26 protein-coding genes are annotated in these 25,979 nt (G+C 63.5%); 19 read left to right on the top strand and 7 right to left on the bottom strand.

The features are described 5' to 3' along the window. Window positions 1-170 precede the first annotated feature (170 nt). Complete coding sequence (locus tag GT613_RS01420; protein WP_229044782.1) at window positions 171-1,025, bottom strand: hypothetical protein; 855 nt, start codon at window positions 1,023-1,025, stop codon at window positions 171-173. Window positions 1,026-1,447: 422 nt separating this feature from the next. On the opposite strand from GT613_RS01420, the gene GT613_RS01425 reads away from it, so the two are divergent. Beyond that, on the top strand, window positions 1,448-2,128 hold the full coding sequence (locus GT613_RS01425) for a class I SAM-dependent methyltransferase (protein WP_161172476.1): 681 nt from the start codon (window positions 1,448-1,450) through the stop codon (window positions 2,126-2,128). Window positions 2,129-2,245: 117 nt separating this feature from the next. Here the strand turns inward: GT613_RS01425 and GT613_RS01430 are convergent, their stop codons facing one another. The 3 genes from GT613_RS01430 to GT613_RS01440 form a co-directional block, all read right to left on the bottom strand. After that, window positions 2,246-3,229 (bottom strand): ABC transporter permease, encoded by a 984-nt coding sequence (locus GT613_RS01430; protein ID WP_204987379.1) that lies wholly within the window; start codon window positions 3,227-3,229, stop codon window positions 2,246-2,248. Window positions 3,230-3,451: 222 nt separating this feature from the next. Further along, window positions 3,452-4,354 carry an ABC transporter ATP-binding protein gene (locus GT613_RS01435; protein ID WP_114549807.1) on the bottom strand — a complete coding sequence of 301 codons (903 nt, stop codon included), beginning with the start codon at window positions 4,352-4,354 and terminating at the stop codon, window positions 3,452-3,454. Then, complete coding sequence (locus tag GT613_RS01440; protein WP_114550874.1) at window positions 4,355-5,266, bottom strand: ABC transporter ATP-binding protein; 912 nt, start codon at window positions 5,264-5,266, stop codon at window positions 4,355-4,357. Window positions 5,267-5,393: 127 nt separating this feature from the next. Here GT613_RS01440 and GT613_RS01445 point away from each other — a divergent pair, with 127 nt between their 5' ends. From GT613_RS01445 to dxr, 6 genes are all read left to right on the top strand, one after another. Next, window positions 5,394-5,972, top strand: a complete 579-nt coding sequence (locus GT613_RS01445; protein WP_161172477.1) for a TetR/AcrR family transcriptional regulator — start codon at window positions 5,394-5,396, stop codon at window positions 5,970-5,972. A 148-nt stretch (window positions 5,973-6,120) separates the two neighbouring features. After that, window positions 6,121-6,843 (top strand): UMP kinase, encoded by a 723-nt coding sequence (pyrH, locus tag GT613_RS01450; RefSeq protein ID WP_009306589.1) that lies wholly within the window; start codon window positions 6,121-6,123, stop codon window positions 6,841-6,843. Window positions 6,844-6,916: 73 nt separating this feature from the next. Then, complete coding sequence (gene frr / locus GT613_RS01455) at window positions 6,917-7,474, top strand: ribosome recycling factor (protein WP_009306587.1); 558 nt, start codon at window positions 6,917-6,919, stop codon at window positions 7,472-7,474. Between the two features lie 75 nt (window positions 7,475-7,549). Next, window positions 7,550-8,329 carry an isoprenyl transferase gene (locus tag GT613_RS01460; protein WP_035585754.1) on the top strand — a complete coding sequence of 260 codons (780 nt, stop codon included), beginning with the start codon at window positions 7,550-7,552 and terminating at the stop codon, window positions 8,327-8,329. After that, window positions 8,330-9,262, top strand: coding sequence for a phosphatidate cytidylyltransferase (locus GT613_RS01465; RefSeq protein ID WP_114549811.1), 933 nt, complete (start codon window positions 8,330-8,332; stop codon window positions 9,260-9,262). Window positions 9,263-9,334: 72 nt separating this feature from the next. After that, entirely contained in the window at window positions 9,335-10,582 is a 1,248-nt protein-coding gene (gene dxr, locus GT613_RS01470) for a 1-deoxy-D-xylulose-5-phosphate reductoisomerase (protein WP_086414360.1), read from the top strand. Here dxr and GT613_RS01475 read toward each other — a convergent pair. Then, window positions 10,579-11,163, bottom strand: coding sequence for a DUF2442 domain-containing protein (locus GT613_RS01475; protein ID WP_114549812.1), 585 nt, complete (start codon window positions 11,161-11,163; stop codon window positions 10,579-10,581). The two genes, dxr and GT613_RS01475, sit on opposite strands and share 4 nt — an antisense overlap. 10 nt (window positions 11,164-11,173) lie before the next feature. Continuing rightward, window positions 11,174-11,440: a DUF4160 domain-containing protein gene (locus GT613_RS01480; RefSeq protein WP_057385311.1), complete on the bottom strand. Its 267-nt coding sequence runs from the start codon at window positions 11,438-11,440 to the stop codon at window positions 11,174-11,176. Window positions 11,441-11,871: 431 nt separating this feature from the next. Between GT613_RS01480 and GT613_RS01485 the strand changes: the two genes are divergently transcribed. The 4 genes from GT613_RS01485 to GT613_RS01500 all read left to right on the top strand — a co-directional run bounded on the left by GT613_RS01485 (window position 11,872) and on the right by GT613_RS01500 (window position 17,213). Beyond that, entirely contained in the window at window positions 11,872-12,966 is a 1,095-nt protein-coding gene (locus tag GT613_RS01485) for a site-2 protease family protein (RefSeq protein WP_009306577.1), read from the top strand. A gap of 552 nt (window positions 12,967-13,518) precedes the next feature. After that, a complete protein-coding gene (gene ispG, locus GT613_RS01490) occupies window positions 13,519-14,586 on the top strand; it encodes a flavodoxin-dependent (E)-4-hydroxy-3-methylbut-2-enyl-diphosphate synthase (protein WP_181817150.1) in 1,068 nt (355 codons plus the stop codon). Beyond that, window positions 14,583-16,337 (top strand): proline--tRNA ligase, encoded by a 1,755-nt coding sequence (locus GT613_RS01495; RefSeq protein ID WP_009306572.1) that lies wholly within the window; start codon window positions 14,583-14,585, stop codon window positions 16,335-16,337. Before ispG ends, GT613_RS01495 begins: the two co-directional genes overlap by 4 nt. Window positions 16,338-16,559: 222 nt before the next feature. Next, window positions 16,560-17,213: an HAD family hydrolase gene (locus GT613_RS01500; RefSeq protein WP_035585763.1), complete on the top strand. Its 654-nt coding sequence runs from the start codon at window positions 16,560-16,562 to the stop codon at window positions 17,211-17,213. Window positions 17,214-17,281: 68 nt separating this feature from the next. On the opposite strand, the gene GT613_RS01505 is transcribed toward GT613_RS01500, so the two are convergent. Further along, window positions 17,282-18,166 carry a LysR family transcriptional regulator gene (locus GT613_RS01505; RefSeq protein WP_086414363.1) on the bottom strand — a complete coding sequence of 295 codons (885 nt, stop codon included), beginning with the start codon at window positions 18,164-18,166 and terminating at the stop codon, window positions 17,282-17,284. Between the two features lie 252 nt (window positions 18,167-18,418). On the opposite strand from GT613_RS01505, the gene GT613_RS01510 reads away from it, so the two are divergent. The 8 genes from GT613_RS01510 to GT613_RS01545 all read left to right on the top strand — a co-directional run bounded on the left by GT613_RS01510 (window position 18,419) and on the right by GT613_RS01545 (window position 25,938). Further along, the gene (locus GT613_RS01510) at window positions 18,419-19,462 is read left to right on the top strand and encodes a DMT family transporter (RefSeq protein WP_114556875.1); all 1,044 of its coding nucleotides are present in this window, start codon (window positions 18,419-18,421) and stop codon (window positions 19,460-19,462) included. Window positions 19,463-19,702: 240 nt separating this feature from the next. Then, window positions 19,703-19,900: a hypothetical protein gene (locus tag GT613_RS01515; protein ID WP_009306564.1), complete on the top strand. Its 198-nt coding sequence runs from the start codon at window positions 19,703-19,705 to the stop codon at window positions 19,898-19,900. A 199-nt stretch (window positions 19,901-20,099) separates the two neighbouring features. After that, entirely contained in the window at window positions 20,100-20,480 is a 381-nt protein-coding gene (locus GT613_RS01520) for a phasin family protein (protein WP_015761196.1), read from the top strand. A 24-nt stretch (window positions 20,481-20,504) separates the two neighbouring features. Next, window positions 20,505-22,160 carry an AarF/ABC1/UbiB kinase family protein gene (locus tag GT613_RS01525; protein WP_021410757.1) on the top strand — a complete coding sequence of 552 codons (1,656 nt, stop codon included), beginning with the start codon at window positions 20,505-20,507 and terminating at the stop codon, window positions 22,158-22,160. Between the two features lie 146 nt (window positions 22,161-22,306). After that, window positions 22,307-23,449, top strand: coding sequence for a helix-turn-helix domain-containing protein (locus tag GT613_RS01530; RefSeq protein WP_009306558.1), 1,143 nt, complete (start codon window positions 22,307-22,309; stop codon window positions 23,447-23,449). 154 nt (window positions 23,450-23,603) lie between these two features. Next, the gene (gene nrfD, locus GT613_RS01535) at window positions 23,604-24,506 is read left to right on the top strand and encodes an NrfD/PsrC family molybdoenzyme membrane anchor subunit (protein WP_156732818.1); all 903 of its coding nucleotides are present in this window, start codon (window positions 23,604-23,606) and stop codon (window positions 24,504-24,506) included. A gap of 40 nt (window positions 24,507-24,546) precedes the next feature. Then, window positions 24,547-24,975 (top strand): GntR family transcriptional regulator, encoded by a 429-nt coding sequence (locus tag GT613_RS01540; protein WP_021410740.1) that lies wholly within the window; start codon window positions 24,547-24,549, stop codon window positions 24,973-24,975. A gap of 39 nt (window positions 24,976-25,014) precedes the next feature. Continuing rightward, the gene (locus GT613_RS01545; protein ID WP_015761191.1) at window positions 25,015-25,938 is read left to right on the top strand and encodes a slipin family protein; all 924 of its coding nucleotides are present in this window, start codon (window positions 25,015-25,017) and stop codon (window positions 25,936-25,938) included. The last annotated feature ends 41 nt before the right edge of the window (window positions 25,939-25,979 follow it).

Here is a 25,979-nt window from a genome sequence, read left to right on the forward strand (position 1 = left end):
GTAGAAATCGATCGGTTTGGTAATTCGGCCGGACCGTCTTCGCCGATCGATTTTTCCGCCACCTGGGGTTATGCTCCGTTTGCTTTCACGCGTCGCTCTCGGGCGCGCTTTTCCTAGGGTTCGAGATTACCCAACCATTTCGTTTTTACCATCAGACGGGGATTTTCCCCTCACATGGCAACCGTCATGAAGGAGGAGCCCAGCAGTTCGCCGTGCAGCTCGTGCTGTTTGGTGCGCCACGCTTGCTGGTCGCATCGCGGACGGAACCCGAGCTGCCTCGATAGGGTGCGTGCGATATGATCGAGCTCGATGAGGTTTCGGACCGTTCTCGTTGTGACGGTCAAGACGGAGACGCCGCGGTCGAGCAGGTTGTTGCGCCGTGTCGCGTCGTCGGCCATCTTGTTGACGGTTCCATGGTGCTCGCGGCCGTCGTATTCAAGCGCGATGTTCGCGTTCGGCCAGATCAAATCACAATAGTAGCATTTGTCATCGACTGCGAGCCTCGATCGCCCTCGAGGGTTCACGGCGTGGTTCATACGCGGTTGGGGAAGCGCGTACCCGCCCATGCGGAGCGGGAGGCAGAGCAGCATGGCCATGGTCGTTTCCATCGGGGAGGCGGAGCCTGCGACGAGGTGCTTGAGGGCTTTTCGGGCTTTGACGGTTCCCGGCATGTTCGCGGCTTTGTCCAGGAAGCGCGCGAGGCGGGCGGGAGTGGTGAAGGGGCGCTCGAACCGGAAGTCCGCTTTTCCAACCGTTGTCACTCCGTATGTGCCGCACAACTCGAATCCAAGCCTGATCAGCGCGGGAAGCGACAGCTCCGAAGCCATTTGCACGAAGCAGAGCTCGGGCGAGCTTGCAAGCACGTTGCGGGCGATGCGCACGAACGATCCTCTGGGAAACATTGCGGAGCTCACGTGGCATACGGCCTTGTCGCATCTGCTGCGCGCCGCTTGGCTCGGCACGATGACGTGCAGGGGGAGCGCGATGCCCTCGAGCTCCGGCATTCCGGCAAGCTCGCGGATCATGAGTTCGGTGACCTTGCATTCTAGGGCAGCGGTTCGTCTTTTCGCCAGGAGGAGCTTCTGGAGTCCCGACAGCGTGCGAGCGCACCCGAGCTGATCTCGAAAGACGACCAGAACGCCAGCGACGAACTATGACTCAGATAGATATCCATGAGGTGAAAAATAACATGGGGGATTCAGCCTCATCGACCGGGAGACGATGCTGTTTACCAGGCGTAACGAGACGTGGAAACCGCATGGAAAACGCGTTGGATCTGCGTTGGTTCCGCGCCAAATTTGCGTAAGATCCGCGTTGGATCCGCGTTAGAATTGCGCTAGATCGGGATAGCGTCGACCGCCTTCCCGCAAAAGGCCGCCGGCCGCAGGCCGTCGCCGCGCGCCGAGGCCGTGCGCGCGGGGCGCCGGTCGGAAGGGAAGGAGCGAACATGGACGAACTCGAGCTTCGGCATGCGGAGGCCCACTACGCGGAGATGCCGCGCGACGGGTACAGCGGCAGGTGCGAGATGCTCCTGCCCGAGGATCTGCGCGGCATGCGCGTGCTGGACCTGGGATGCCGCAACGGCAAGGGCGCGTGCAAGCTGGCCGATCGGGTGGGGCCGGACGGGTTCGTGCTGGGCGTCGACCCTTCCGCCGCTTGCGTGGCCCGCGCGGAGGCGACGGCCGCGGCCGCGTGCGCGGAGGGCGCCGCGTGGGCCGAGCGGCTTGCGTTCGCGCGCGGGTGCTTCGAGGACCTGCGCGCGGCGGGCGTGGAGGATGCGTCATTCGATGTGGTGATCGTCAACAGCGTGCTGAACCTGGCATGGGATCTCAAGGAGGCGCTGCGTGAGACGGCGCGCGCTATTGCACCGGGCGGCTTCCTCTACCATGCGGGCGTGTTCGCGGACGAGCCGCTTCCGCTCGCCGCCATGCAGGCGTTCGCGCGTGCCGGCAACGTGTTCGGCGCCGCTCGCTCCCAAGGCGAATTCGCCCGCATTGCCGTGGATCGCGCTGGTTTCTCCTCGTGCTCTTTCGAGCGCGAGCGCCCTGTCGAACCTGACGGCACCGACATCGCCGAAGAGCTGATCGGCCGGTCGTTCACGGCCGCCGTCGCCTGCGCGCGGCGCTAACGAGCGGGTCGCAGGCAAGGAATCCGACCCTTGCTAGCGACCCGCGAAACCGTGCATCATGGAGGGGGCGAGGGCGGCCGAGTCCCCGCCCTGCCGACACAAACCCCTGATCCCGCCTTACAGCGGCAGGTCCTTCTTCTGGAAGCGGATGGCACCGGCGACGTAGCACACGACGGCTACGGCGGCCAGCACCCCGAACTTCCACACGAAGGCGTAGTCCACGGCGCCCGAGCCGATGGTGCCGATGGCGTTGATGTCGAACAGGCCGATAAGCGTCAGCTTGTTGAACACGCCGAGCGCCTCCACGCCGATGCCCATGTCGATGAGGCTTTGCGAGCCGAACATGCCCAGGAGCGACGCCAGGAAGAACCACACGGTCAGCCCGCCGCCGAAGGCCATAGACTTCTTGCTTTGGCTGAACACGCAGCTGCCCAGGTAGCACAGTCCTGCGATGGCCTCGATGAGGATGTACATGCCCGCGTACAGCACGACGATCTGCTCCACGTTCACCTCGTCGAACAGCACGAACGACGATCCGATGCGCACGCAGCACACGATGCCGATGATGATGAGCGGCGCCACGACCAGGTAGATCGCCTGGGTGATTGCCACGGCCGAGCGCTTCGTGGGCGTGGACAGCACGTAGGCCATCGACCCCTTGTCAACCTTGTCGGCCACCAGCGAGTTCGCCACGATCACGATGAACAGCAGGATGGGCAAAAGCCCCATCACCGTGAAGTACATCTGGTTGAGCATCGACGTGCTGTCCATGGATCCCATGGTGTCCATGAGGTCGGTGGACACGCCCATGGTGGCGAACATGGTGTTCATCATGTCCTCGATATCGAGGTCGTCTCCGCTGAACACGCCCTTCTCCTGCCCCAGCGCGTACACGTACTCGAACTGCTCGACGTAGGTGTCGAGCCCCACGCCGGTCTTCTCCAGCTGCGCGGCCGCATCCTCGAGCCCCTGCACGCTCAGATCCAGATCGGCCTGCTGGTTCATCAGGTCGAACACCGTTTCGTACGGCTCCTTGTCCGACGTGCTGGCGAAATCGTCGTACGACAGGTCGGCCTGCGCCATTTCGTCGTAAGAGGCCATGGCGTACAGGTAGGTGTAGAAGTCCTGCTGCGCCCCGGTCTTCTCGTCGGCGACAGTTCGCTTACGGTGTCGGAGCCCATCACGCTCATGGCGTAGTTCACCACGTTGCTCATGCCGGCCATGATGACGAGGATCACGAGGGCCAGCACGAGGTTGGATTTGACGGTCTGCTTCATCAACGGCTTCGAGAAGAAGCGCGTCGTCTTGGTGTTCGCGCTCATATCAGTTCTCTCCCTTCAGGTACACGTTCTTGAAGTGCTGCTCCAGCGTGAAGTGCTGCTCGCGCAGTCCGCGCACGTCGTAGACGCGCAAGGCGTGCAGCAGGCGCCCCAGTTCGCTTGCCGGGACTTCGACGGCGACGGTCGCCGCGGTTTCGTCCACGGCACCCGTCGGCTCCCATGCTCCCGCGAAGCGCACGGCGTCTTCGGGCGACGCGAAGGCGATGCGGAACGTCTTCCTGTTCCCGTGGCGCAGCTCCCGCAGGTCGAGCACCTCGATGATCCGTCCGTCTTTGATCATGGCCACGCGGTCGCATACCTCTTCGATCTCCTCGAAGATGTGGCTCGACATGAACACGGTGCGCCCCTTCTCCTTCTCGGCGCGCACGAGGTCCAAAAACGTGTCGCGCATGAGCGGGTCGAGGCCGGTGGTGGGCTCGTCCAGCACGAGGATCTCCTTGTCGCCCATGAGCGCGGCGGCGATGGCCGTCTTCTGCTTCATGCCCTTCGACATGCGCTTGAGGTTGGCCGACGGATCCAGCTGCAGCAGCTTCACCACGTGGTTCAGGTATGTGAGATCGGTCACGCCCAAGAACTCGGCCTGCGATTTCAGGAAGGCGGTGCCGGTGGGCAGGCTGGGGAAGGCGATCTCGCCTGGCACGTAGCTCACATGGTTCATGATGCGCGTGGAATCGCGCCACGAGTCCATTCCCAGGATCGACGTGCTGCCCGCGTCGGGTTTGATGAAGCCCATGAGGTGGCGGATGGTGGTGGTTTTGCCGGAGCCGTTCGTGCCCACGTAGCCGAACACCTCGCCCCGCTTGACGGCCAGGTCGAGGCCGAACACGCCGCGGCCGTGCCCGTAGTCCTTGGTCAGGCCGTTCGCGCGGATGATGGCGTCTTCCATCTACCTCACCTCCCCGAACTGGCGGTCTTCGCGGTAGAACTGCATGAAGTAGTCTTCCAGCGTGAAAGGGATCTCCTCGAAGTCGGCCACGTCGGCATCGGCGAGATCGGCGATCAGCCGGTTCACCTGCGCGTCGTTCACGTGGACCTTCGCCCGGCGCCGCTCGGGACTTCGCGCGGCGAACTCGTAGGGCAGGGCGGCGAAAGCTTGGTAGGCGTCGACGGTTGCGAAGGACACCTGGTAGAACCTGTCGCCGCGCTGGTGGAACTCGTTCGACTCGAACTGCGACACGATGCGCCCGTCCTTGATGATGGCGATGCGATCGCACGTGGCATCAACTTCGTTGAACAGGTGCGACGAGAGGAAGACGGTTTTGCCGCGCCCCTTCTCCCATAGCACGTAGTCGATGAACACCTGCTGCATGACGGGGTCGAGCCCGCTCGTGGGCTCGTCGAGGATCAGGATGTCCGGATCGTGCATGAACGCGGTGACCACGGCCATCTTGCGCTTAACGCCCAGGCTCATCTCGCGCGTGGGGATGTCCGGATCAAGGCGGAACGTGTCCAGCAGCATCTTCAGATGCTCGTCGTCGCGCACGCCGCGCATGCGTTCCATCATGCGCAGGAACGCCGTGCCGGTCATGCCGGCGGGCAGCGCGATCTCGCCGGGAAGGTAGCCCACGGTGCGCTGCAGCTCGGCGGAGCGCGTCCAGCAATCCTGTCCGTGGATGGCGACCGTTCCGGCCTGCGGGCGCGAGAAGCCCATGAGGTGGCGGATGGTGGTGGTTTTCCCGGCTCCGTTCGGGCCCAGGAAGCCGAAGCATTCTCCGCGCTCCACCTCGAGGGACACGTCGAACACGCCGCGGCCGCTGCCGTAGTCCTTCGTCAGATGGGAAACCTCTATCTCGGGCATGAACATCACCCCTTACGTTTGTGGTAAACTATCCAACAACGTGTTGTGTGATTCAAGCATAGGGGGCGCAGGCCCGCACATCAACCGACAACTTCGACGCGAGTGTCGGACGATCGGAGGCGTTGCCATGAAGAAGCAACCGCAGCAGACGGCGCAGACGCGCAAGAAGCTCATGGACTCGTTCTGGAAGCTGTACTGCGACGATGGCATCGACCGCGTGACGGTGGGAGCGGTGGCCAAGGACGCCGGCTACAACCGCGGAACGTTCTACGAGTACTTCACCGACGTGTACGACTTGCTCGATCAGCTGGAGGACGAGCTGCTGGGCGAGCTCGAGCGCAATGCGGCGGCCATCGTCGGGGCGGGGCTGCCGCGCAGCCTGCACGAGTTCTCGATGCGGTGCGCGCAGCTGTTCGCCACGCACAACGAGGAGGTGCTCGTGCTGTTGGGCGACAAGGGCGACCCACGGTTCCTCGTGAAGGTGAAGCGAACCATGATGCCGTTCTTCTTGCAGGTCACAGGAGTGTCCGAGGACGAGCCCAATGTCGAGTACCTGGCCGCGTTCATGTTTCACACGATGTTCGGCCTGGTGAGCCAATGGCACGAGAACGGCAGGGACCTGCCGCCCGAGGAGTTCCTCGAGATGATGCAGACCCTCGTGGCGAACGGCGTGTCGGGCTTCGTCGGGAGGCCGCTGTTCTCTTGACGGCCCCGCGCTGCGGCCCCGCGTTGTCGTCTGTCCTTTGCGTGAAATGCCGGAAAACGCGTGCGAGCAGGGCGCGGTCGTTTTCATTTTCGGGTAAGATGAACGGTTAGAGCAACCTATATGAACGACCACCGAGAGGATAAGGCTTATGTCTGAAGGATACCGCTACGATCGCGTGCTGCTCAAGTTGTCCGGCGAGGCGCTGGCGGGCGACGTCGGCTACGGCATCGATCCGAAGGTGGTGGACGACCTTGCCGATCAGATCGCCGAAATCGTGCGCGCCGGCGTGCAGATGGCCGTGGTCGTGGGCGGCGGCAACATCTTCCGCGGCTTGGCCGGTTCGGCCGAGGGCATGGATCGCGCGCAGGCCGACTACATCGGCATGCTGGCCACGGTGATGAACGCGCTGGCCTTGCAGGATGCCTTCGAGCGCCACGGCATCTTCTCGCGCGTGCAGAGCGCCATCAACATGCAGGAAGTGTCCGAGCCCTATATCCGCCGACGCGCCATCCGCCACATGGAGAAGGGTCGCGTGGTCATCTTGGCCGCCGGCACGGGCAACCCGTACTTCACCACCGACACCACCGCGGCGCTGCGCGCCTGCGAGCTGGACGTGGACGTGCTGATGAAGGCCACGAAGGTGGACGGCGTGTACGACAGCGACCCCAAGAAGAACCCCGATGCCAAGCGCTACGACCGCGTTAGCTACATGGAGGTGCTCTCAAAGGGGCTCAACGTCATGGATTCCACGGCTACATCGCTGTGCATGGACAACGACGTTCCCATGATCGTGTTCGACCTTACCGTTAAAGGCAACATTTCGCGCGCTTTGAAGGGCGAAGACGTGGGAACCACGGTAGAATCGCAGTAGAATAACGAAAACGCGCGCACCCGCCTCCGTCGGCGGCGGACGCGTTGCGAAACGCAGGGTGAAAGGAACCGGGATGATCGACGATATTATGATGCAGGCCGAAGAGCGCATGGAGAAGGCGCTGGGCTCGCTGGGCGACGCATTCGCCTCCGTTCGCACCGGGCGCGCGAACGCCATGGTGCTCGATCGCATCAGGGTGGACTACTACGGCGTGCCCACCCCGGTGAACCAGATGGCGGGCGTCAAGACGCCCGACGCGCACATGCTGGTCATCGAGCCGTGGGACAAAGGCGTGCTGGGCGCCATCGAGCATGCCATCCTCCAGAGCGACCTGGGCGTGACGCCGTCGAACGACGGCTCGGTCATCCGCCTGCCGTTCCCCGCGCTCACCGAGGAGCGCCGCCGCGAGCTGGTGAAGCAGTGCAAGGGCTACGCAGAGGAAGCCCGCGTAGCCGTGCGCAACGCCCGCCGCGATGCCAACAGCGCCATCGAGCGCGCCGTCAAGGAAGACAGCCTTCCCGAGGACGACGAGCGCCGCGGCCAGGCGGAGGTGCAGAAGCTCACCGACAAGTACATCGCCGAAGTCGACGAGGCGTTCAAGAAGAAGGAAGCCGAGGTCATGGAGATTTAATTCAGCGAAGCCGAATTAAATCTCCGAAGCCGGCGGCCATGAGGCCGTCGGCTTCTCGTCTTTTGTGAGGTAGCCTTGAATAAGTCGCTTGACTACATATTCCCCAACCCCCCGGCGGATCTCGATCCGTCGCAGCTCGATGCTGCGGCGGTGCCGCAGCATGTGGCCGTCATCATGGACGGCAACGGCCGCTGGGCGAAAGAGCGGGGGAAGAACCGCCTGTTCGGCCATAAGGCCGGTATCGAGGCGGTGCGCGAAACCATCCGCTGCGCGTCCGACGTGGGCGTGCGCTACCTGACCATCTACTCGTTCTCGTCCGAGAACTGGAAGCGCCCGCAGGACGAGGTCATCGGCCTCATGAACCTGTTCGCCACCACGATGCTGGCCGAGGTGGACGGCCTGCACGAAGAGCACGTGCGCGTGATGACCATCGGGCGCACCGACGAGCTGCCCAAGAAGACGCGCGACGCCTTCGCGAAGGCGTGGGAGAAGACGAAGGACAACGACGGGATGACGCTGGTCGTGGCCGTGAACTACGGCGGCCGCGTGGAGCTGCTCGACGCTATGCGGTCCTACATGGACGGCGCGCATGCCGCGTTGCGCGAGGGCCGCGAACCCGAGCCTTTAAGCGAGGCGACGCTGTCTCGCCATCTGTACACCGCGGACATCCCCGACCCCGACCTGCTCATCCGAACCAGCGGCGAGATGCGCGTGTCGAACTTCCTGCTGTGGCAGATCGCCTATTCCGAGTTCGTGTGCACCGAGACGCTGTGGCCGGACTTCGACCGTTACGAGTTCTTGCGCGCGCTGCTGGAGTTCCAGTCGCGCGATCGCCGGTTCGGGGCGGTGAAATAGGTGGCGCCGCGGCCCGACGAACAGGCTGAGGCGGAAGATGACCGCTCGCGCACGGGGCGCATCAAGGATTTCGCCTATGAGAAGACGCCCGAGAAGCTGAAGAACGCCACCGACTTGCAAGTGCGTTTCCGCACGGGATTCGTGTATGTGGCGCTGTCGGTTTTGTGCATCCTCGTCAGCGACTGGACCACCGTGGCGTTCCTGGTGGCTACGGCGGGCATCACGGCGGGCGAGTTCTACTATATGCTGCGTTCGGACGCGAAGCTGCCCAACGAGATGCTCGGCATCATCGCGGCCATGCTGTACCCGCTCAGCGTGTTTCTGCTGGGGCTGAACGGTGCGCTGTACGTGAGCCTCGCGTTGCTGTTGGCGCTGATCGTGTGGTACGTGTTCTGGATGCGGGCGCGCGTGCCCGACGTGGGCGTGAGCTTCTTCGGAGCTGCGTACTGCGGCATGCTGCTGTCGGGGCTCGTGGTCGTCCGCACGGCGCTGCCCCAGCCATGGGGCGGCGTGCTGGCGCTGGGCATCTTCCTCAGCGTATGGGCGAACGATTCGTTCGCCTATCTGGTGGGAAGCAAGTTCGGCAAGCACAAGCTGGCGCCGCGCACCTCGCCGAAGAAGAGCTGGGAGGGGTTCATTGCGGGGCTCATGGGATCGGCCGCGTTCTGGTGCTTGATGACCCTCATTCCCGGCGTGACGATGTCCATCCCGCAAGCGATGGCGTTCGGGCTCATCAGCGGGCTGATGGGCGTGCTGGGCGACTTGGCCGAGAGCCGCATCAAGCGCAATTCCGGCTTCAAGGACTCTGGCACCATCATGCCGGGTCACGGCGGCCTGCTGGATCGCTGCGACTCGCTGTTCTTGGTGGCGGTGACCTCGGCGATACTGCTTTTGGGTTTCGGCTGCATCCCGTTCCCGGTTCCGCTGATCTGACGGCGGCAGGCCTCGGGCGCCGCAGCCAACCCTACCGACGGTTTACGTTCGACCTGTTTCTAGGAGGCGTGCATGAAACGCATAGTGGTCTTGGGCTCCACGGGCTCCATCGGCACGCAGACGCTGGACGTTGTGCGTCGCCATGCGGACAAGCTGGAGGTGGTGGGCCTCGCCGTGGGCACGCGCACGGGCGAGCTGCTGGCGCAAGCGCGCGAGTTCGGCGTGCGCCACCTCGCGGTGGGCGACGAGCGCCTGGCTGAGCAGCCGATTGCCGACGAGCTGCGAAACGCCATCCTGAGCGGATCGCACGGAGGCACGCAGCAGCCGGCGAACGCGCCGTCGTCGCTGGCCGAGGCCGTGGCGCGTCACAACGCGGGCGGCGAAGGGTCGCTCGGGTTCGGTGCCGACGCCGTGGTGGACCTCGTGCGCCTGCCCGAGGCCGACATCGTGGTGAACGCGCTGGTGGGCGCGGCCGGCCTGCGCGCCAGCTACGAGACGCTCGCAGCTGGCAAGGTGCTGGCGCTCGCGAACAAGGAGTCGCTCGTGGTGGGCGGCGACCTCATCATGCCGATGGCCGCCGAACCGGGGCGCCTCATGCCCATCGATTCCGAGCACGGTGCCATCTACCAGTGCCTTCTGGGCGAAGACCCGCGCGAGGTGTCGCGCTTGTGGGTGACGGCGTCGGGCGGACCGTTCCGCGGCCGCACGCGAGCCGACCTGGCCGATATCACGCCCGCTCAGGCGCTCGCGCACCCCACGTGGAACATGGGCGCGAAGATATCCATCGACTCGTCCACGCTGATGAACAAGGGTCTCGAGGTCATCGAGGCGCACCACCTGTTCGCCATGTCCTACGATCGCATCAGCGTGGTCGTGCAGCCGCAGAGCGCCATCCACTCCATGGTGGAGTACTCGGACGGCAGCGTGAAGGCCCATCTGGGCACCACCGACATGCGCATCCCCATCCAGTTCGCGCTGTCGTACCCTGAGCGCTGGGACGCGCCGGTCGAGCCGCTCGACTTCACGAAGCTGGGTACCCTCGAATTCGCCGCTCCCGACACCGACACGTTCCGTTGCCTGGCGCTGGCTCGCGCGGCCGGCGAGCGCGGCGGCACGCTGCCCTGCGTGATGAACGCCGCGAACGAGGTGGCCGTCGCCGCCTTCCTCGCTGAAGAGGGCAGCTACCTGGGGATCGCCGCGTGCGTCGAGGCCGTCATGGACGCCCACGAGCGCCAAGGCGTCCAACGCGTGGAAAGCCTCGACCAGCTGGAAGAGCTTGACGCTTGGGCGCGAGCGGAAGCGCGCAGGAACGTGCGCTAGCGAAGGGCTCCGCGCGCGAGATGCTTCGCCGAGGGTTCGAAGCCCACGACGGCCGAGCGCTCGTAGAGCGTTTTGGCATCGAAGCGTTCGCCGTCGGGCCAGACGATGGCATCCCGCTCGGGTGTGACGCGCGCTTGCGCAAGGTAGGTCGGATCGACGAACTTTTCGATGTCGTCGTCGCTCGCATGGTTCCATGCGTCGAACTCGCGGACGGTTCCGTCGCTCCAATCGACCAGGATCTTGCCGTCCTCGGCAAACTTAAGGCGGACGATGAGCGCCTCGGGGCTCCATCGCATGTGCGGGCCTCGTGGCGGCAGGGGCGCTTCGGAGTTGTCGGTAACGGACGCTTCGTAGAGAAGCTGCGCGCCGAAGTCCAGGTTGCCGGGCCACGCGATGCCTCGCCCGTAACCGGTGAGGTACGCCAATTTCAGGTAGTCTTCGTCCAGCAGCTTCTCCATGGCGCCCTTCATGTAGGGATACGGGTCGAACGCGCTTCTTCTGCCGTCGTTCCAGTCGATGACGATCGTATCTTCGTCGTCGAAGCCGAAGTCGATGATCTTCTTGTCGAGATGCCACTCCATTGCGCCCTCCTCAGATCAGCGGGTCAATGCGAAAACAGGTTCCGTTCGAGCTTGCAAGGTACCAATTGTCATCAAGTTCGGGCTTGTGCAGCGCTGCCCATGCTATGACGAGTTTCGTCTGGCGGGGAGGAAGCTTGCCCGCAAGCAGCTCTCCTTCCGTTGAGTATACCGCCTCGAAGCCTCCGTAGGAAGCATGGAAGTGCGCCTTGTGGTGCGGAGCGTTCTTCTCGCAATTGATTGTGATTCTGATGCCGTAAAAGGTGCAGATTTCTGGCATGGCGATCCTCTCCAAAGGCTCCTCCGGTTCGTTGTTTCGTTTGCGCGGGCCCGCTCTTCCATTGTAACGACGCCATCTTACGTTTTGTTGGCGTGGGTCTAGCGGGAATTCCTCTCGGATCTGGTGCGAATCCAACGCGGTTCCAACGCGTTTTCCACGTGGCGTGCCCCTGTTTCCAACGCGGATTGCACGCGCTTTGCCAACGAATCCAACGCGGTCCCAGCGTGCGTGCGCAACGGGCTTGCGGACCGTGTGCGCCGTACGCCCGCCGAGCCTCCGCAAATCGTGCAAGCGCTCTCGCATCGTGCGCGCATCGCGCAGCCCTTGTAGTTTTTTCGCACATCGGTTCGCAGCGCCCGTGCCGCTCGCCCTTCTCTTTATAATGAGAGCACGAAAGAAGCATTCCTCGCGACCGAAAGGGAACCGAGTTCATGGATATTGTTCTCATGATCGTCTACGCCACGCTCATCTTGGGCTTTCTCGTGTTCATCCACGAAGGCGGTCACTATCTGGCGGCGCGTGCGTTCGGCGTGCGCGTGACCGAGTTCATGCTGGGGCTTCCCGGTCCCAACATCGGCTTCACGAAATGGGGCACGAAGTTCGGCGTCACGCCGTTTCTGCTGGGCGGCTACGCGAAGGTGTGCGGGATGGAGCCGGGCGAGATGAGCCCGCACCTCGAGCCCGTGCTGGCCGCGCTCTACCGCCGCGGAACCGCGAACATGGAAGACATCGCCCGCGACTGCGGCATCACCGACGACGAGGCGTACGAGGCGCTCGACGAGCTCGTCGAATGGGGCAGCATCGCCGGCCCCACCAAGCAAGACAAGTACAACACGTACCGCGCCCCCGTGGTCAAGCCAAGCAAGAAGCAGGTAGCCGCAGGAGCCGTCGCTTACGAGCTGGGGCAGGCGCGCCCGGTGGAAGACGCGCATGCGCTGTTCGAAAGCGAGTACAAGCAGCAGTACCGCAGCCTGCCGTTCTGGAAGCGCTCGGTCATCCTCGTGGCCGGCGTGGCCGTGAACCTGCTGTTCGCGGTCCTGCTGTTCGTCGTGTTGTTCTCGCTCATCGGCGTGGACGTTCAGACCAGCGCGGGCGACATCCGGCACGTCAACGTCAACCCGCTCGATGCGATCCAGATGGGCTTCATGTACATCGGCATGGTAGTGCAGCTTATCGCGGGGCTGTTCAATCCGTCGACGGCGGGCGAGGTCGTGCAGAACTCGACATCGGTCATCGGGATCGCCGCCATGTCGAAGCAGGCGGTCGATCTGGGGTTGGCGAGCGCCATCTCGTTCGTGGCTTCCATCTCGGTGTCGCTCGGCATTATGAACCTGCTGCCCATCCCGCCGCTCGACGGCGGCCGCTTCGTCATCGAGGTGTTCCAGAAGATCTCGCGCAAGGTCGTGACCATGCGCGCGCTCAACTACCTGAGCGCGGCCGGCATGATCCTGTTCATCGGTTTTTTCCTGTTCATGGCAAACCAGGATATCCAGCGCATCATCTCGGGTGCGGGTTTCGGCGGTTAGAGCGCGCTGCCCGCGCCAGCGTGCGCAGCGCTCGCGAACCGTTCGGCGTTGCGGTCGGCGCGCAAGTCCTTGACTTGTGCGCGCTTCCGTCATCGAAATCGCTCGAAAAGCACCATGTCCACGAGTTATGTGCACTTCGAAACCGGACTGCGTGACCGAAGTAAGTCAAAGAAAACTTCTGACCTGGCGTTTTCTTGAACGGAAACGCTCGACTGCGCCCGAAACGGTCGTTCCGGCATGACGGAGGTGCGCATAACTCGCGAACTTGGGAGATTCGGGCGTTTTTCGCTGCACGCGCCCTCCAGTGCGGTTCGGGTGGTTCGATGGCGCGTCGGCGCGTGCGACTCGTTCGCTCGTCTTCCCTCCCGCGCCCTCGCGTGCGTTCGTTATCGTGCGCCCGCCCGCGAAATCCCTGTGCATTTGGCCGGAAACCGGGTAATCAGAGGTAAAATAGCCGGCGACGCGCTTGGGCGCGTGCAGCCTGCGGGCTGTTGAGACGCTGTTCCGGCACCGCGCCTGCACGCGGTGGGGGATGGAGAACGGGAGGCTCTTGTGGCAACGCATGCCAAACCTAGCGAGGCTACCCGCCGGGTGTCGGTGGGCTCCGTGCCGCTCGGCGGCGGCGCGCCCGTCGTCGTGCAGTCCATGCTGAACGCCCCGGCGACCGACGTCGCGGCGAACCTCGCGCAGATCGACGCGCTCGCGCAAGCGGGCTGCGAGATCGTGCGCATGGCCATCCCGCACCGCTCAAGCCTCGACGTGTTCCAGGCTGTATGCGAGCGGTCGCCTTTGCCGGTGGTCGCCGACATCCACTTCGATGCGAACATCGCCATCGAGGCCGCCAAACGCGGCGCGGCGAAGCTGCGCATCAATCCCGGCAACATCGGGGGCCTGGCCAAAACCGATGCCGTGCTGGACGCGGCGGGCGAGGCGGGCATCCCCATCCGCATCGGGGTGAACGCGGGCTCGCTCGACAACGAGCTGGCCGCACGCGACGATCTCTCGCAATCGGAGAAGCTGGCACGCTCGGCCGTCGACTACGTGCGCTACTGCGAGGGTCGCGGCTTCCACGACCTCGTGGTCAGCGCGAAGGCTCACGACGTGATGACTACCGTGCGCACGTACCGCCTGCTCAGCAAGGAACTGCCCCACGTGCCGCTGCATATCGGCGTCACCGAGGCCGGCACCACCTTCCAGGGCGCCATCAAAAGCGCCTGCGGGCTGGGGATCCTGCTGGAAGAGGGCATCGGCGACACGCTGCGCATCTCGCTCACAGACGATCCCGTGCAGGAGATCCGCGCGTGCTGGACGCTGCTTTCAGCGCTCGACCTGCGCCGACGCGCTCCGGAGCTCATCAGCTGCCCCACATGCGGCCGTTGCCAGGTGGACCTCATCGGGCTGGCGCGCGAGGTGGAGGGGCGCATCGCGAACCTGGACAAGCCGCTCAAGGTGGCCGTCATGGGCTGCGTGGTGAACGGCCCGGGCGAAGCCGCCGACGCCGACATCGGCGTAGCGTGCGGGGTCGGTTCGGGCGTGGTGTTCTCGAAGGGAAACGTCGTCCGCAAGGTGGAGGAGAGCGCCATCGTGGACGCTTTGATGGAGGAGATAGGAAAGCTATGACGAACGTGAATATCATGCGCATGAGCCAGCTGTACGCGCCCACGCTCAAGGAGGATCCCGCCGACGCGGAGATCGCCAGCCACAGGCTGCTTTTGCGCGCGGGCTTCATCCGCAAGACGGCTTCGGGCGTGTACACCTTCCTGCCGCTGGGCAAGCGCGTGCTGGCCAAGGTGGAGAACATCGTGCGCGAGGAGATGGACGGCATCGGCGCGCAGGAGATCATGATGCCGGCGCTGCAGCCCGGCGAGCTGTGGCACGAGAGCGGCCGCTGGAACGACTACGGCCCCGAGCTCATGCGCCTCGTCGACCGTCACGACCGCGAGTTCTGCCTCGGCCCCACCCACGAGGAGCTCATCACCTCCCTCGTGCGCAACGAGCTGCGCTCCTACAAGGAGCTGCCGCTGTCGCTGTACCAGATCCAGGTGAAGTTCCGCGACGAGATCCGTCCGCGCTTCGGCCTTCTGCGCAGCCGTGAGTTCATCATGAAGGACGCCTACAGCTTCCACGCCGATCAGGAATCGCTGCAGAAGACCTACGACGACATGAGCGAGGCGTACGGGCGCATCTGCGATCGCATGGGCATGGACTACCGTCCCGTCGAGGCCGACCCCGGCCAGATCGGCGGCAGCGTGACCTGCGAGTTCATGGCGCTCGCCGAAGCGGGCGAAGCCGAGCTCGTGCACTGCACCTGCGGTTACGCGGCCAACACCGAAGCCGGCGACTGCCTGGCGCGCCCCACCGTCTACGACGTGCCGATGGAGAAGGTCGCCACGCCCGGCGTGCACACCATCGCCGAGCTGGCCGCGTTCTTGGACATCCCCGAGTCCTCCACGGTGAAGGCTCTGTCCGGAAAGAACGACGAGGGCAAGCTGGTGGTCATGTTCATTCCCGGCGACCACGAGCTCAACGAGCTGAAGGCGGCGCGCGTGGCCGGCGGCTTCACGCTGCTCACCGACGAGGACATGGAAGCCTTCGGCCTGCACAAGGGCTCGATGGGCCCCGTCGGTTTGCCCGAGGAAGCCTACGTCATCGCGGCGCGCAGCCTGCAGGCCGTGCCGAAGTGGGTTGTGGGCGCCAACGAGGACGGCTACCACTACGTGGGCGCGCGTCTGGGCGAGGACTTCCAGGTGGACGAGTGGGCCGACCTGTGCATCGTGCAGCCGGGCGACAGCTGCCCGTCGTGCGGGCTGCCGCTGGACGGCGCGCGCGGCATCGAGGTGTCGCAGGTGTTCCAGCTGGGCGACAAGTACTCGAAGGCCATGGGCGCCACGTTCATGGCGGAAGACGGCTCCGAGCAGCCGTTCCTCATGGGCTGCTACGGCGTGGGCATCTCGCGCACCATGGCTGCCATCGTGGAGCAGCACAACGACGAGAACGGCATCATGTGGCCGCTCACGGTGGCGCCCGCGCACGTGTGCGTCATCCCGCTGACGGTGGGCGACGACGAGGTGCAGCCCGCGGCCGAGAAGCTGGCGAGCGACCTGGCGAAGCTGGGCCTCGAGGTGGTCATCGACGACCGCAAGGAGCGCGCCGGCGTGAAGTTCGCCGATGCCGACCTCATCGGCTGGCCGCTGCAGGTCATCGTGGGCAAGCGCGGCCTGGCCGAGCAGAAGGTGGAGATCAAGCGCCGCAGCACGGGCGCTCGCCGCGACATCCCGCTGGCGGCCCTCACCGACGCGCTGGCGTTCTCCCAGCGCAACGCCAAGGTCTGGGGCTCCGAGCTTTCCCTGTTCGGCGGCCTGTTCGAGTAGGGGTGTTCCGCGTGCCTGACGGCACGCGGAACCGGCCGACGCTGCGATGCGCCCTGGCACCCGATCTCGTGGCGAGGTCGAGGACTCGCGTACCGAAGTACGCTTCGCCCTCGCCCTCCCCGCGATCTCGGGCGTCAGGGCGCCTCTCGCTGACTTACTGCGCCAACCTGCGAGTTCTTGTTCGCGCTTCGCGCGAATCGCATAACGGAAATGAAGGATGGTATGGTATCACACGATATGCAAGCCGTTCTGTTCGACCTGGACGGGACCTTGCTCGACACGCACGATCTGCTGCTCGCCACGTTTCGCTACACGGCGCGCACGGTGCTGCGCGAGGCTATCCCCGACGAGCGTCTCATGGCCAAGGTGGGACAGCCCCTCAACACCCAGATGTGGGATTTCACGGATGACCCGGCCGTGCACGAGGAGCTGTGCCGTGTGTACCGGGAATACAACGCCGAGGTGCACGATGACATGATCAGGCTGTTCGACGGCACCGTGCCCATGCTCGAACGCCTCAAGGAAGCGGGTTTGCCGCTGGCCGTGGTCACGTCGAAACGACACGAGGTGGCCATGCGGGGCCTCGACCTGTTCGGCCTGACCGGATACTTCGACTTCCTCATCGGCTCCGACGACTGGCCGGAGCACAAGCCGCATCCCGGTCCCGTGGCGCACGGCTGCGAACGGCTGGGGCTGGCTCCCCAGACGTGCCTGTACGTGGGCGACAGTCCCTTCGACATGCAGTCGGGAAGCGGCGCGGGCTGCGCCACCGCGGCGGCGCTATGGGGTATGTTCCCTCAGATCGTGCTTGAAGCGGAGCGTCCTACTTACGTGTGCGCCCACGGCACGGACGTTCCGCCGCTGCTTGGCTGCTAGCAAGTTGCCATCCTGATCTGGCTGCTCAGGATGACAGCCTGCCGCCTTCGCTCAGGATGGCAGTCCTTTCACTCCTCGTACGTATCGGCTATCCAGGCTTGCGTTGCGTCCAAGAACGCGCGCGTAGCCGTTGAAGCTGTTTCCAGCGAGCGCAGCGCTATGGCTATCTCGCGGCTTGTTTCCACTTCGGGCTGCTTGACGGCCAGGGGAAACGGCGCATCGCGCAGGATGAGGTCGGCCAGCACGCTGAATCCGAGTCCCGCGCTGACCATGCTCATCACCGCATAGTCGCTGTCGATGGTGAACCGCACGTTGGGCTCCACGTCGTTCGCTCGGAACAGCGTTTCCATTTCCGACGACGTGCCGCTTTCCAGGCGGATGTACGGCTCTTCCGCCAGCGCCTCGCGCGGCACGAACGGCGCGTCGGCCAGAGGATGGTCGGGCGGCACCACCACGAGGAGCGGATCCTTCCGCAGCGGGACGGCGTGCAGGTCGTGCTTGATGGGGTAGACGAAGAAACCGCAGTCAGCGTCGCCGCGCCACACGGCCTCTTCCAGTGCATCTTCGTCGTCGACGCAGATCAGTTGCAAGTCGATGCCTGGATGCTGTGCGAGAAAGCGCTTCGCGATACCGGGGAACCATTGGATGGCGGTGCTCGTGAACGCCGCCACGCGCACGATGCCGCTTTCGAGGTGCTTGAGCTCGGCGAGGCGCATCTCCAGCTGGCGCTCGCTGTTGCACACGTTCTGCACCCAGGGAAGCAGATCGGCGCCGTCCGAGGTGAGGTGCGCGCCGCCGTAGTCGCGCACGAACAGCGGCACGTCCAGTTCTCGTTCGAGCGTGCTCACGAGGTAGCTGATGCCGGCCTGGGTGTATCCTAGGTCGTGGGCGGCCTGTTTGAAACTGCCCGTTTCAGCCACCTTTAGGAACGCATCGTATTTCTGGTTGCCCACAGATCGCTCCTTCTCTTGCTCACAATATCTTCACACCGTTCTTCGATGTATGTCACTATACGGAGCTTGAAAAGGAATAACAAGAAACTCTTAAAATCTTAAAAAGATAATCTCATTTTACTTTTATCAGGAGAACCCATACCATGTGCCAGCAACCCTAGAACATCATCCAGTGAAGTTCCGCGAGGGCGGGACGTGAGAGTCTTGCGCTGCCGAGCGCCGTGCAAGCTGCGGATCGAAAGGAGGCACCCCGTGAAAACTCGTAGCAAGCGCTGGCCCTATGTCGCGTGCGTCGTGCTGCAGACCGTTATCTTCGGATCGGGTAACGCTATCACGAAGATGGCGTACGAGAGCATCACGCCCATGTGGTGCCTCGCCATCAGGTTCGGCTTGGCCGCGCTCGTGTTCGCGATCTTCTTCGGCCCGCGCATCGTGCGCCAGCTAAAGGGCGCGCGTATCGGCGCCTGGATGCCCGCAGCGCTTTGCATGGCGCTGGCGTATCTCACCTGCAATGTAGCGCTCGACTTGACCACGGCCACCAACGTGGGCTTCCTCGTGGCGTTGCCCGTGGTGTTCGCGCCGCTGTTGTCGTGCCTGGTGAACCGCCGTCGTTATCCGCTGGCCTTCCTGCCGTTCCAGGCGGCGGTCGTGGTCGGGCTCTACCTCTTGTGCAGCAACGGGGGAGCTCCTTCGTTCGGCTTGGGCGAGATCCTCGCGCTGCTGTCCTCCGTGGCGTTGGCCGGCGCGCTCGTGTTCGGCGAGCGCGGCTTGGAGCAGCTGGACGCCACCACGGTGGCGGGAACGCAGATAGTCGCCTCGTTCGTCGTGGCTCTTGCGTGCGCGCTGGTTTTCGAGCCACCCGTGAACGTGGCGGCCGTGCAGCCCGTAGCCTGGGGCACTATCGCCTTTCTGGCGCTGCTCAGCACCTGCCTCACCTTCATGCTGCAGAACGTGGCGCTGACGGAGTTGCCGTCCTCCACCGTGTCGCTGCTGCTCACAGGCGAGCCCGTGTTCACTGCGGCGTTCTCGTTCATGCTGCTGGGCGAAGCGCTTTCTGCGGCTGGTATGGCTGGCGCCGTGGTCATCGTGGCAAGCGTCGTAGCCGCCACATGGGTGGAGGGTCGCCAAAGCGCGCCTGCGGCTTCGCTCGCACCGCAGGCCGAGCATGCGCTCGCGTTGGAGGAAGGGTGGTTCGAAGGCGCGGAGTTCGGCGCTCAATCGTCCCTGGCGGGAGTGGAGCTGCCCCATCTTGCGCCTTCCGAGCGCCGGTCTTTCGCTTCCGAGCGCGCGGCCTAAAGCGTCTTTTCTGCATGCGGTTCCCCTGTTCGCATCCTGAACGGCGAGCGGACGGTCTCCGCTCGCCGCTTCGTTTCTGCCGTCTGTGAGCGAAGCTTCCGCGAAACGCTCCTTTCGTCTGGCCACGTCTAACCGATTGTTGGTTGCTCGCCCGTCATCCCGCGATCCTTCTTTATAGTACTAAGGTAGTAACAACTGCCTTGACAGCTTGTCGCCATACGGGAGGAGCGTGCATGTCTGATGGCATCGAAACCCTTGTCCAATGACGAAGCGAAGAATCTGATGAAGCAGCTCGGCATGGCCGAGGCGTCCGCTCGCGACGAAGATCGCGTCGCGAAAGGCGGGAGCTCGACGAGCGAGGCGAGCGTTGCGCAGCTGCTGAGCGAGCTGTATCGTTCCGACATCGGACGCAGGCCGCCGCACATGACGCGCGGCTGACGATCGGTCGACTCCGGTCGAAGCCTGCCGCCCCGTCGACCTCGGCGGGGCGGTCGCAAGGCGAACAAGCGGCAACCTTCCTTTGACGGCTTCGCTCATGCTCGCGTTGCGAGCATTGCCCTTTTCGTCGATTTGGTGCATCATGGATGCAGAGGCCGTCCGCGTCGCGGACGGTGAATCGCAAGCATAGGAGGCTCGTATGGCTACCCTCAGCGACGGATTCAAAGACATCTTCCTGGCCGGCATCGGCGCGATGGCCATAACCGGCGAAAAAACCAAGGATCTGGTTGATCAGCTCATCTCCAAAGGCGAGCTCACCGTGGATCAGGGCAAGCAGATCAACACCGAATTGAAGCATAAGGCGGAAGACGTGGCTGCAAGCGTGCGCTACGACGTGCTGGAGGCTCGCATGGCCGCCATGACGCCGGAGGAGCGTGCGGCGTTCGTCGCTAAGGCTGCCGAGTTCGCCGAGAAGGCGAACGCGAAGTCGGCTTCCGAGGCTGAAGTGGGCGACGCTTCCGCGGTGTCCGTCGACGACGAGGCGGCTTCGGCTGCCGCGCCGCAAACGCCGGGCGCCTAGCGCACGGCTGCGAGCTGCCCGTCCATGCCGGAGAACACGCTGCTGCGCTATTTTTTCAGCTCCGGTTCGGAGGTCGATCCCGAGGATCGGTTCCATCTGAATCGGAAGACGCGCACGCGGCGCCTCAAGGAAATATCCGATATCCTGCGGAAGCACCACTTCCTGAAGGGTTTCACGCCCGAGGCCTTTCGCGCCATGCTGGAGGACCTGGGCCCCAGCTTCGTGAAGATCGGCCAAACGCTGTCTACGCGCTCGGAGATTTTGCCGAAGGCGTACTGCGACGAACTGGCGAAGCTGCAGATGGAGTGCGACCCGCTGCCGTTCGAGGCCATCCTCGAGGCGCTCGACGACATCTACGGCGACGCGCAGGGCGACGTGTTCGACGCCATCGATCCCACGCCGCTGGGAAGCGCCTCGCTGGCCCAGGTGCACAAGGCGCGCCTTGTCACGGGCGAGATCGTGGCCGTGAAGATCCAACGCCCCGGCGTGAAGACCACGATGGCCCAGGATATCGATATCATGCGCATGGTGGCGCGCTACGCTGCGCGTTTCATGAAGGACGAGCAGATGCTCGACTTGCGCGACGTGGTGGAAGAGCTGTGGGCCACGTTCCTCGAGGAGACGGACTTCCAGCGCGAAGCCGCTAACCTCGAGGAATTCGCGCGCCTGAACAAGGGCGTCGCCTTCATCGATTGCCCGAAAGTGCATACCGAGCTGTGCGGCGAGTACGTGCTGGTCATGGAATACATCGACGGCATTCCCATCCTGGCGACCGACCGTCTGCGGAATGCGGGCTACGACCTCGAGGAGATCGGCGAGAAGATCCTCGACAACTACGCCTCGCAGATCCTCGATCACGGGTTCTTCCATGCCGACCCGCATCCGGGAAACCTTCTCGTTCGCAGCGGCAAGATCGTCTACATCGATCTCGGCATCATGGGTCGTTTGTCGCCGCGCGATCGCGCCGGATTCGGCAATATCATCCAGGCGGTTGGCATGGAGAGCTCGTCCGAGCTCAAGGATGCGCTATTGTCCTTTGCCATCGCGAAGGACAATTCGGTTATCGACCATACGCGCTTTTTGGCCGACCTCGACCTGCTATTGAACGATTACGGCTCGTGCGATGTGGCCGATATCGACATCGGAGCGTTCCTGAACGACATCCTCATGCTCACGCGGTCGTGCAAGGTGACGCTGCCGTCTTCCATCACCAGCGTGTCGCGCGGCATCGTCACGCTGGAGGGTACCATCGCGCCGTTCATCCCGAACCAAAACGTCGTGTCCATCATCAACGCCCATATCCAGCGCTCGAAGAACCAGGGCGACGAGCTTGTGCAGGCCATGCAGGATCTGGCTCTTGCGCTGCGCTCGTCGTCGCACGGCGCGCTCGACGCGGCACGGTATTCCGGCGAAACGCTCAAGATGCTCACGCGCGGCCAGCTGAAGATGAACATGGAGGTGCTGGGCAGCGAGGCGCCGCTGTCGAAGCTGGCCAAGATCATCAACCGTCTGACCATCGGCATCATCATAGCCGGGCTGTTCATCGGATCGAGTATGCTGTCGCTGTCGTCGATGGAACCGCGTCTGCTGGGCGTGCCGGTGCTCGCGTTCTTCGGCTACCTGGGGGCGGCCGTGCTGTCGGTATGGGTGGTCTTCGACATCAGCAAGCGCAAGTTGTAGCGCCGGGGAGCTTCTCTTTTCCCAGTTCAAACGTTCCGCAACCAATAATTGCGGAAAATTCCAACTGAAATAGGTCGCGCTCGCTTCCTCGCAACCGTAGTCTTTTCGGTACGCTACTATGGACGAAACGAGAAAGGCAGCACACCATGAACGTAGAGATCGCGCAACGCTTGGCCGAGCGCCGCAAGCAGGCGGGGCTTTCGCAGGAGGCGCTCGCCGCGCGTCTGGGCGTGTCGCGGCAGGCCGTGTCGAAGTGGGAGCGCTCCGAGTCGTCCCCCGACACCGACAACCTCATCGCGCTGGCTCAGCTGTACGGTCTGTCGCTGGACGATCTGCTGTACGTCGACGAAGAGATCCGCGACGACGTCACGTTCGAGGCGGCCGATCGCGCCGCTAAGCGCCAGGCCGAGCAGGAGACTGCGACGGCTTCCCCTGCAGATCCCCCGCCAGCGCCCGCCGATGAGGCTGCGGCCTCCGATGCGTCGGGCGGAACCGAAGCCGCATCGTCCGGCAAGAAGGGCAAGGTGCACATCGGTCCCGGCGGGATTCACGTGGAGGACGGAGACGAGTACGTGCACGTGTCGTGGCGCGACGGCGTGCACGTGAAGGACGCCAAGAAGGGCGAGGAAGTGCACGTGGGTTGGGACGGCGTGCACGTGAAGAGCCCCGGCAACAGCGCAGGCGACGATGATGTGGTCATCGACGGCGCCAAGGTGGTCATCAACGGCGAGCAGTTCGACAGCTGGCAGGACGCGCATGCGCGGTACCATCACGGATGGGATCGCGAAGAGCGTTGGTACGAGCCGTGCGGCTACACCGTGCGGGGCGAGCGCTTCGACAGCATCGACGATGCTCGCGCCAAGTACGGTGACGAAGTGGGGAAGTCTATTCCCGTGCGCAAGCACTACCTACGCGAGTTCGAGAAGTCGTGGGTGAAGTTCCCGTATCCGCTCGTGGTCATCGTCGTGTACCTGCTGCTGGGCATTTTGAACGGCGCGTGGGCCATGGGGTTGTTTCTGTTCCTGACCATTCCCTTGTACTACATGGTGGGTCACGCCATCGGGCGCAAGCGCCTCGCGCCGCTGGTGTCGGGCGCGTATCCCATCGCGGTGGTGGCCTGGTTCTGCTGGATGGCGTTCGTGCTGAACCAGCCGCATCCCGCCTGGGTGGCCTTTCTCACCATTCCCGTAGTGGAGTGGCTCGTGCATAGCCTGTCCCGCTGGTGGCGCGATCGCAAGCGCCGCAAGGGTGACGCGGAAAACGCGCCCATCGACGTGGACGCGCAGTAAAGAACCGGGTCGCATCTTGCGGCCCGGTTCTTTACTGCGACGAGGTGGCACCCGTGCGGCTCTTCGTCGCTTTTCCGTTTCGTTGAGGTCTGCCGTGCGGATGGCGTACAATGGGCGCAGGGGGTCATCGATCGCCGAGGGGAGCGCGCTCGTCATGGTCAGTTCGTATATCGCGTGGTATCTGTTTCTTGCGGGTGCGGGAGGGGGTGCATTTCTGCTCGGTTCGTTCGTGGACTTTGCACTGCGCGTCAGCAATCGATCGTGGCTGCGCGGCGCCAGCGCGGTGACGGATGCGGGTTTGCTGGCTGGCCCGGTACTCGTCGCGCTCGGAACGGTGTTTCTCGCGCTCGATTTAGGGGCTCCCGATCAGGCTTTCCGATTGTTCCTTACCCCGTCCGGCAGTCTGCTTTCAGCGGGGGCGTGGGCACTTGCGTTGTTCTGCGCGACGGCGTTCGCGGCGTTTTTAATGGGGTTCGCGGATGATGGACCGGGTTTGCGCGTTGCCGAAACCGTGGTCAGTGTCTTCGCCGCTTTGCTGGCTCTGTTCGTGGTGCTGTATGCCGGCGTGTTTCTCTCGCTCTATCCGGCCGTGCCGTTTCTCAACTCACCGCTTGTGCCGGTCGTGTTCGTCGCGTCGGCGTTGGCAACCGGAGCTGCCGTGCTGACGATCATAGGCTTCTTCAGGTTTTCGCGCGATGAAACGATCGGGGGTTTCGCTAGTCTGCTTCGGCTCGATGCGGTTCTCGTTGCGATCGAGGCTATCGCCATTGCGGCGTTCATCGTCGTTTCGCTCATGGGCGACGAAGCTGCCGCTCATTCGGCTGCTGAGTTGCTATCGGGACATTCTGCAATGCTGTTTTGGTTGGGTGTCGTGTTGGCGGGGATCGTGGTGCCGCTATCGGTGGATGTCGAATGCCTGCGTTCGCCCAACCCTTCACTGTTCGTCGTGGGGGCTGTGAGCACGCTGCTCGGAGGCATCTGCCTGCGGTTCTCCCTTCTCGTGGCCGCCGAGCGCTTCTGTCTCGTCGACATGAGTCTGCTATCGTTCTGGATGTAGCCAGTCTGTCATTGCGATATGTGATACTATGACAATCACTATGATTGAGAAGACTATCGAAAGAGAAGTAGCGTTCGACGCCATGGGTTCGTTCCAAGTGGACGAAAGAAGCGGCGTCCCTCTGTGGATTCAGATTCGAAAGCGGCTCGTGTTCCTCATCACTTCAGGAAAGTACGAACGTGGCGAGCGTCTCCCTTCCGTACGCGAGCTTTCCGTTCAATTGGGTGTGAACTACAACACCATCAACAAAGTGTATCAGGATCTCGAGCGTGACGGCTACATCTTCACGAAGCGCGGACGTGGCACGTATGTGTCTGACCTCAAGGATGTCGATCTGTCGGCTGTCGGCCAAGACGTCGAGGCGCTTGCAATCGATTTCGTCCAGCAGGCTCTTGCTAAGGGTTTGACATCCGAGGATATCCATGACCTGGTGAGCGAACAGATATTGCTGTTAGGGGGCGGAGCTTAGGGGCGCGGGCCAAGGGGTTGGGGCAACGTGGGAGCCATCATGCGAAGCAAATCGAAGCGAAACGAAGAAAAGCGCGTGGAGTCGGCCGTCCGGCCGAAAGGTATGGTTGCGCCCGTCGGGCGGAAAACCTCGCGCAACAGCGTATACATTTTTGCGGCATCGGTATTCCTTATCGTTGCGGGTGCCATTCTCGCTGCGCTTTGGAGCATGCTTACCTCGACGGTGGTTATCGTCGCGGTGATGGCTGGCGCGGTGGCCGCGTTCAGCATTCGTATTGCGCCGCAGTGGGAGCGTGTCGTGGTGCTGCGTTTAGGCAACTTCAACCGCATTGCTGGCCCTGGGCTTTATTTCGTCGTTCCCGTGGTAGAACATGCTACTGCGCACATTGACCAGCGCATGATCACCACGCCGTTCACGGCGGAGGAGGCGTTGACCGCCGACCTTGTGCCGCTCGATATCGATGCCGTGCTGTTCTGGATGGTGTGGAATCCCAAAGACGCCTGCGTCGAGGTAGAGGACTACGCGTCGGCCATTTGGTGGGCCGCGCAAACAGCGCTGCGTGATGCGGTGGGGCGCATCAATCTGGCCGAAGTTGCCACGCGGCGAGAGCAGCTGGACGGTGAGATCAAGGATATCCTCGACGAAAAGACGCGTTCGTGGGGCATCTCGGTCGTATCGGTGGAGATCCGCGACATCGCTATTCCCAAAGAGCTGCAGGATGCCATGTCCAAGGAAGCGCAGGCGGAGCGCGAGCGCAACGCGCGACTCTTGCTCGCAGAAATCGAAAAAGACATCTCCGAGATGTTTGTCGATGCGGCGGCTGTCTACGATCGCAACGACAAGGCGCTCCAACTTCGCACGATGAACCTCATCTATGAGAGCGTCAAAGAGAAGGGCGGTCTCGTCATTGCCCCGAGCGCGTTCGGCGAAGCGTTCAACAATATCGACAGCTTCTTGAAGTAGGGCGAAACTAGCGCAGATGTTTCATGAAGCATCTGCTTCGA

It is taken from the genome of Eggerthella sp. BIOML-A4, assembly GCF_009875575.1.
GTDB lineage: Bacteria > Actinomycetota > Coriobacteriia > Coriobacteriales > Eggerthellaceae > Eggerthella > Eggerthella lenta.

Bases quoted from the DNA above. Each gene is read 5' to 3' on its own strand.
- GT613_RS01420 (WP_229044782.1), bottom strand. From the start codon at position 1,025: ATGATCCGCGAGCTTGCCGGAATGCCGGAGCTCGAGGGCATCGCGCTC.
- GT613_RS01525 (WP_021410757.1), top strand. From the start codon at position 20,505: ATGCCGGAGAACACGCTGCTGCGCTATTTTTTCAGCTCCGGTTCGGAG.
- frr (WP_009306587.1), top strand. From the start codon at position 6,917: ATGATCGACGATATTATGATGCAGGCCGAAGAGCGCATGGAGAAGGCG.
- pyrH (WP_009306589.1), top strand. From the start codon at position 6,121: ATGTCTGAAGGATACCGCTACGATCGCGTGCTGCTCAAGTTGTCCGGC.
- GT613_RS01485 (WP_009306577.1), top strand. From the start codon at position 11,872: ATGGATATTGTTCTCATGATCGTCTACGCCACGCTCATCTTGGGCTTT.
- GT613_RS01440 (WP_114550874.1), bottom strand. From the start codon at position 5,266: ATGCCCGAGATAGAGGTTTCCCATCTGACGAAGGACTACGGCAGCGGC.
- GT613_RS01545 (WP_015761191.1), top strand. From the start codon at position 25,015: ATGCGAAGCAAATCGAAGCGAAACGAAGAAAAGCGCGTGGAGTCGGCC.
- GT613_RS01495 (WP_009306572.1), top strand. From the start codon at position 14,583: ATGACGAACGTGAATATCATGCGCATGAGCCAGCTGTACGCGCCCACG.
- GT613_RS01520 (WP_015761196.1), top strand. From the start codon at position 20,100: ATGGCTACCCTCAGCGACGGATTCAAAGACATCTTCCTGGCCGGCATC.
- GT613_RS01540 (WP_021410740.1), top strand. From the start codon at position 24,547: ATGATTGAGAAGACTATCGAAAGAGAAGTAGCGTTCGACGCCATGGGT.
- GT613_RS01430 (WP_204987379.1), bottom strand. From the start codon at position 3,229: ATGGCCTCTTACGACGAAATGGCGCAGGCCGACCTGTCGTACGACGAT.
- GT613_RS01445 (WP_161172477.1), top strand. From the start codon at position 5,394: ATGAAGAAGCAACCGCAGCAGACGGCGCAGACGCGCAAGAAGCTCATG.
- GT613_RS01515 (WP_009306564.1), top strand. From the start codon at position 19,703: ATGGCATCGAAACCCTTGTCCAATGACGAAGCGAAGAATCTGATGAAG.
- GT613_RS01425 (WP_161172476.1), top strand. From the start codon at position 1,448: ATGGACGAACTCGAGCTTCGGCATGCGGAGGCCCACTACGCGGAGATG.
- GT613_RS01475 (WP_114549812.1), bottom strand. From the start codon at position 11,163: ATGGAGTGGCATCTCGACAAGAAGATCATCGACTTCGGCTTCGACGAC.
- dxr (WP_086414360.1), top strand. From the start codon at position 9,335: ATGAAACGCATAGTGGTCTTGGGCTCCACGGGCTCCATCGGCACGCAG.
- GT613_RS01480 (WP_057385311.1), bottom strand. From the start codon at position 11,440: ATGCCAGAAATCTGCACCTTTTACGGCATCAGAATCACAATCAATTGC.
- nrfD (WP_156732818.1), top strand. From the start codon at position 23,604: ATGGTCAGTTCGTATATCGCGTGGTATCTGTTTCTTGCGGGTGCGGGA.
- GT613_RS01530 (WP_009306558.1), top strand. From the start codon at position 22,307: ATGAACGTAGAGATCGCGCAACGCTTGGCCGAGCGCCGCAAGCAGGCG.
- GT613_RS01435 (WP_114549807.1), bottom strand. From the start codon at position 4,354: ATGGAAGACGCCATCATCCGCGCGAACGGCCTGACCAAGGACTACGGG.
- GT613_RS01500 (WP_035585763.1), top strand. From the start codon at position 16,560: ATGGTATCACACGATATGCAAGCCGTTCTGTTCGACCTGGACGGGACC.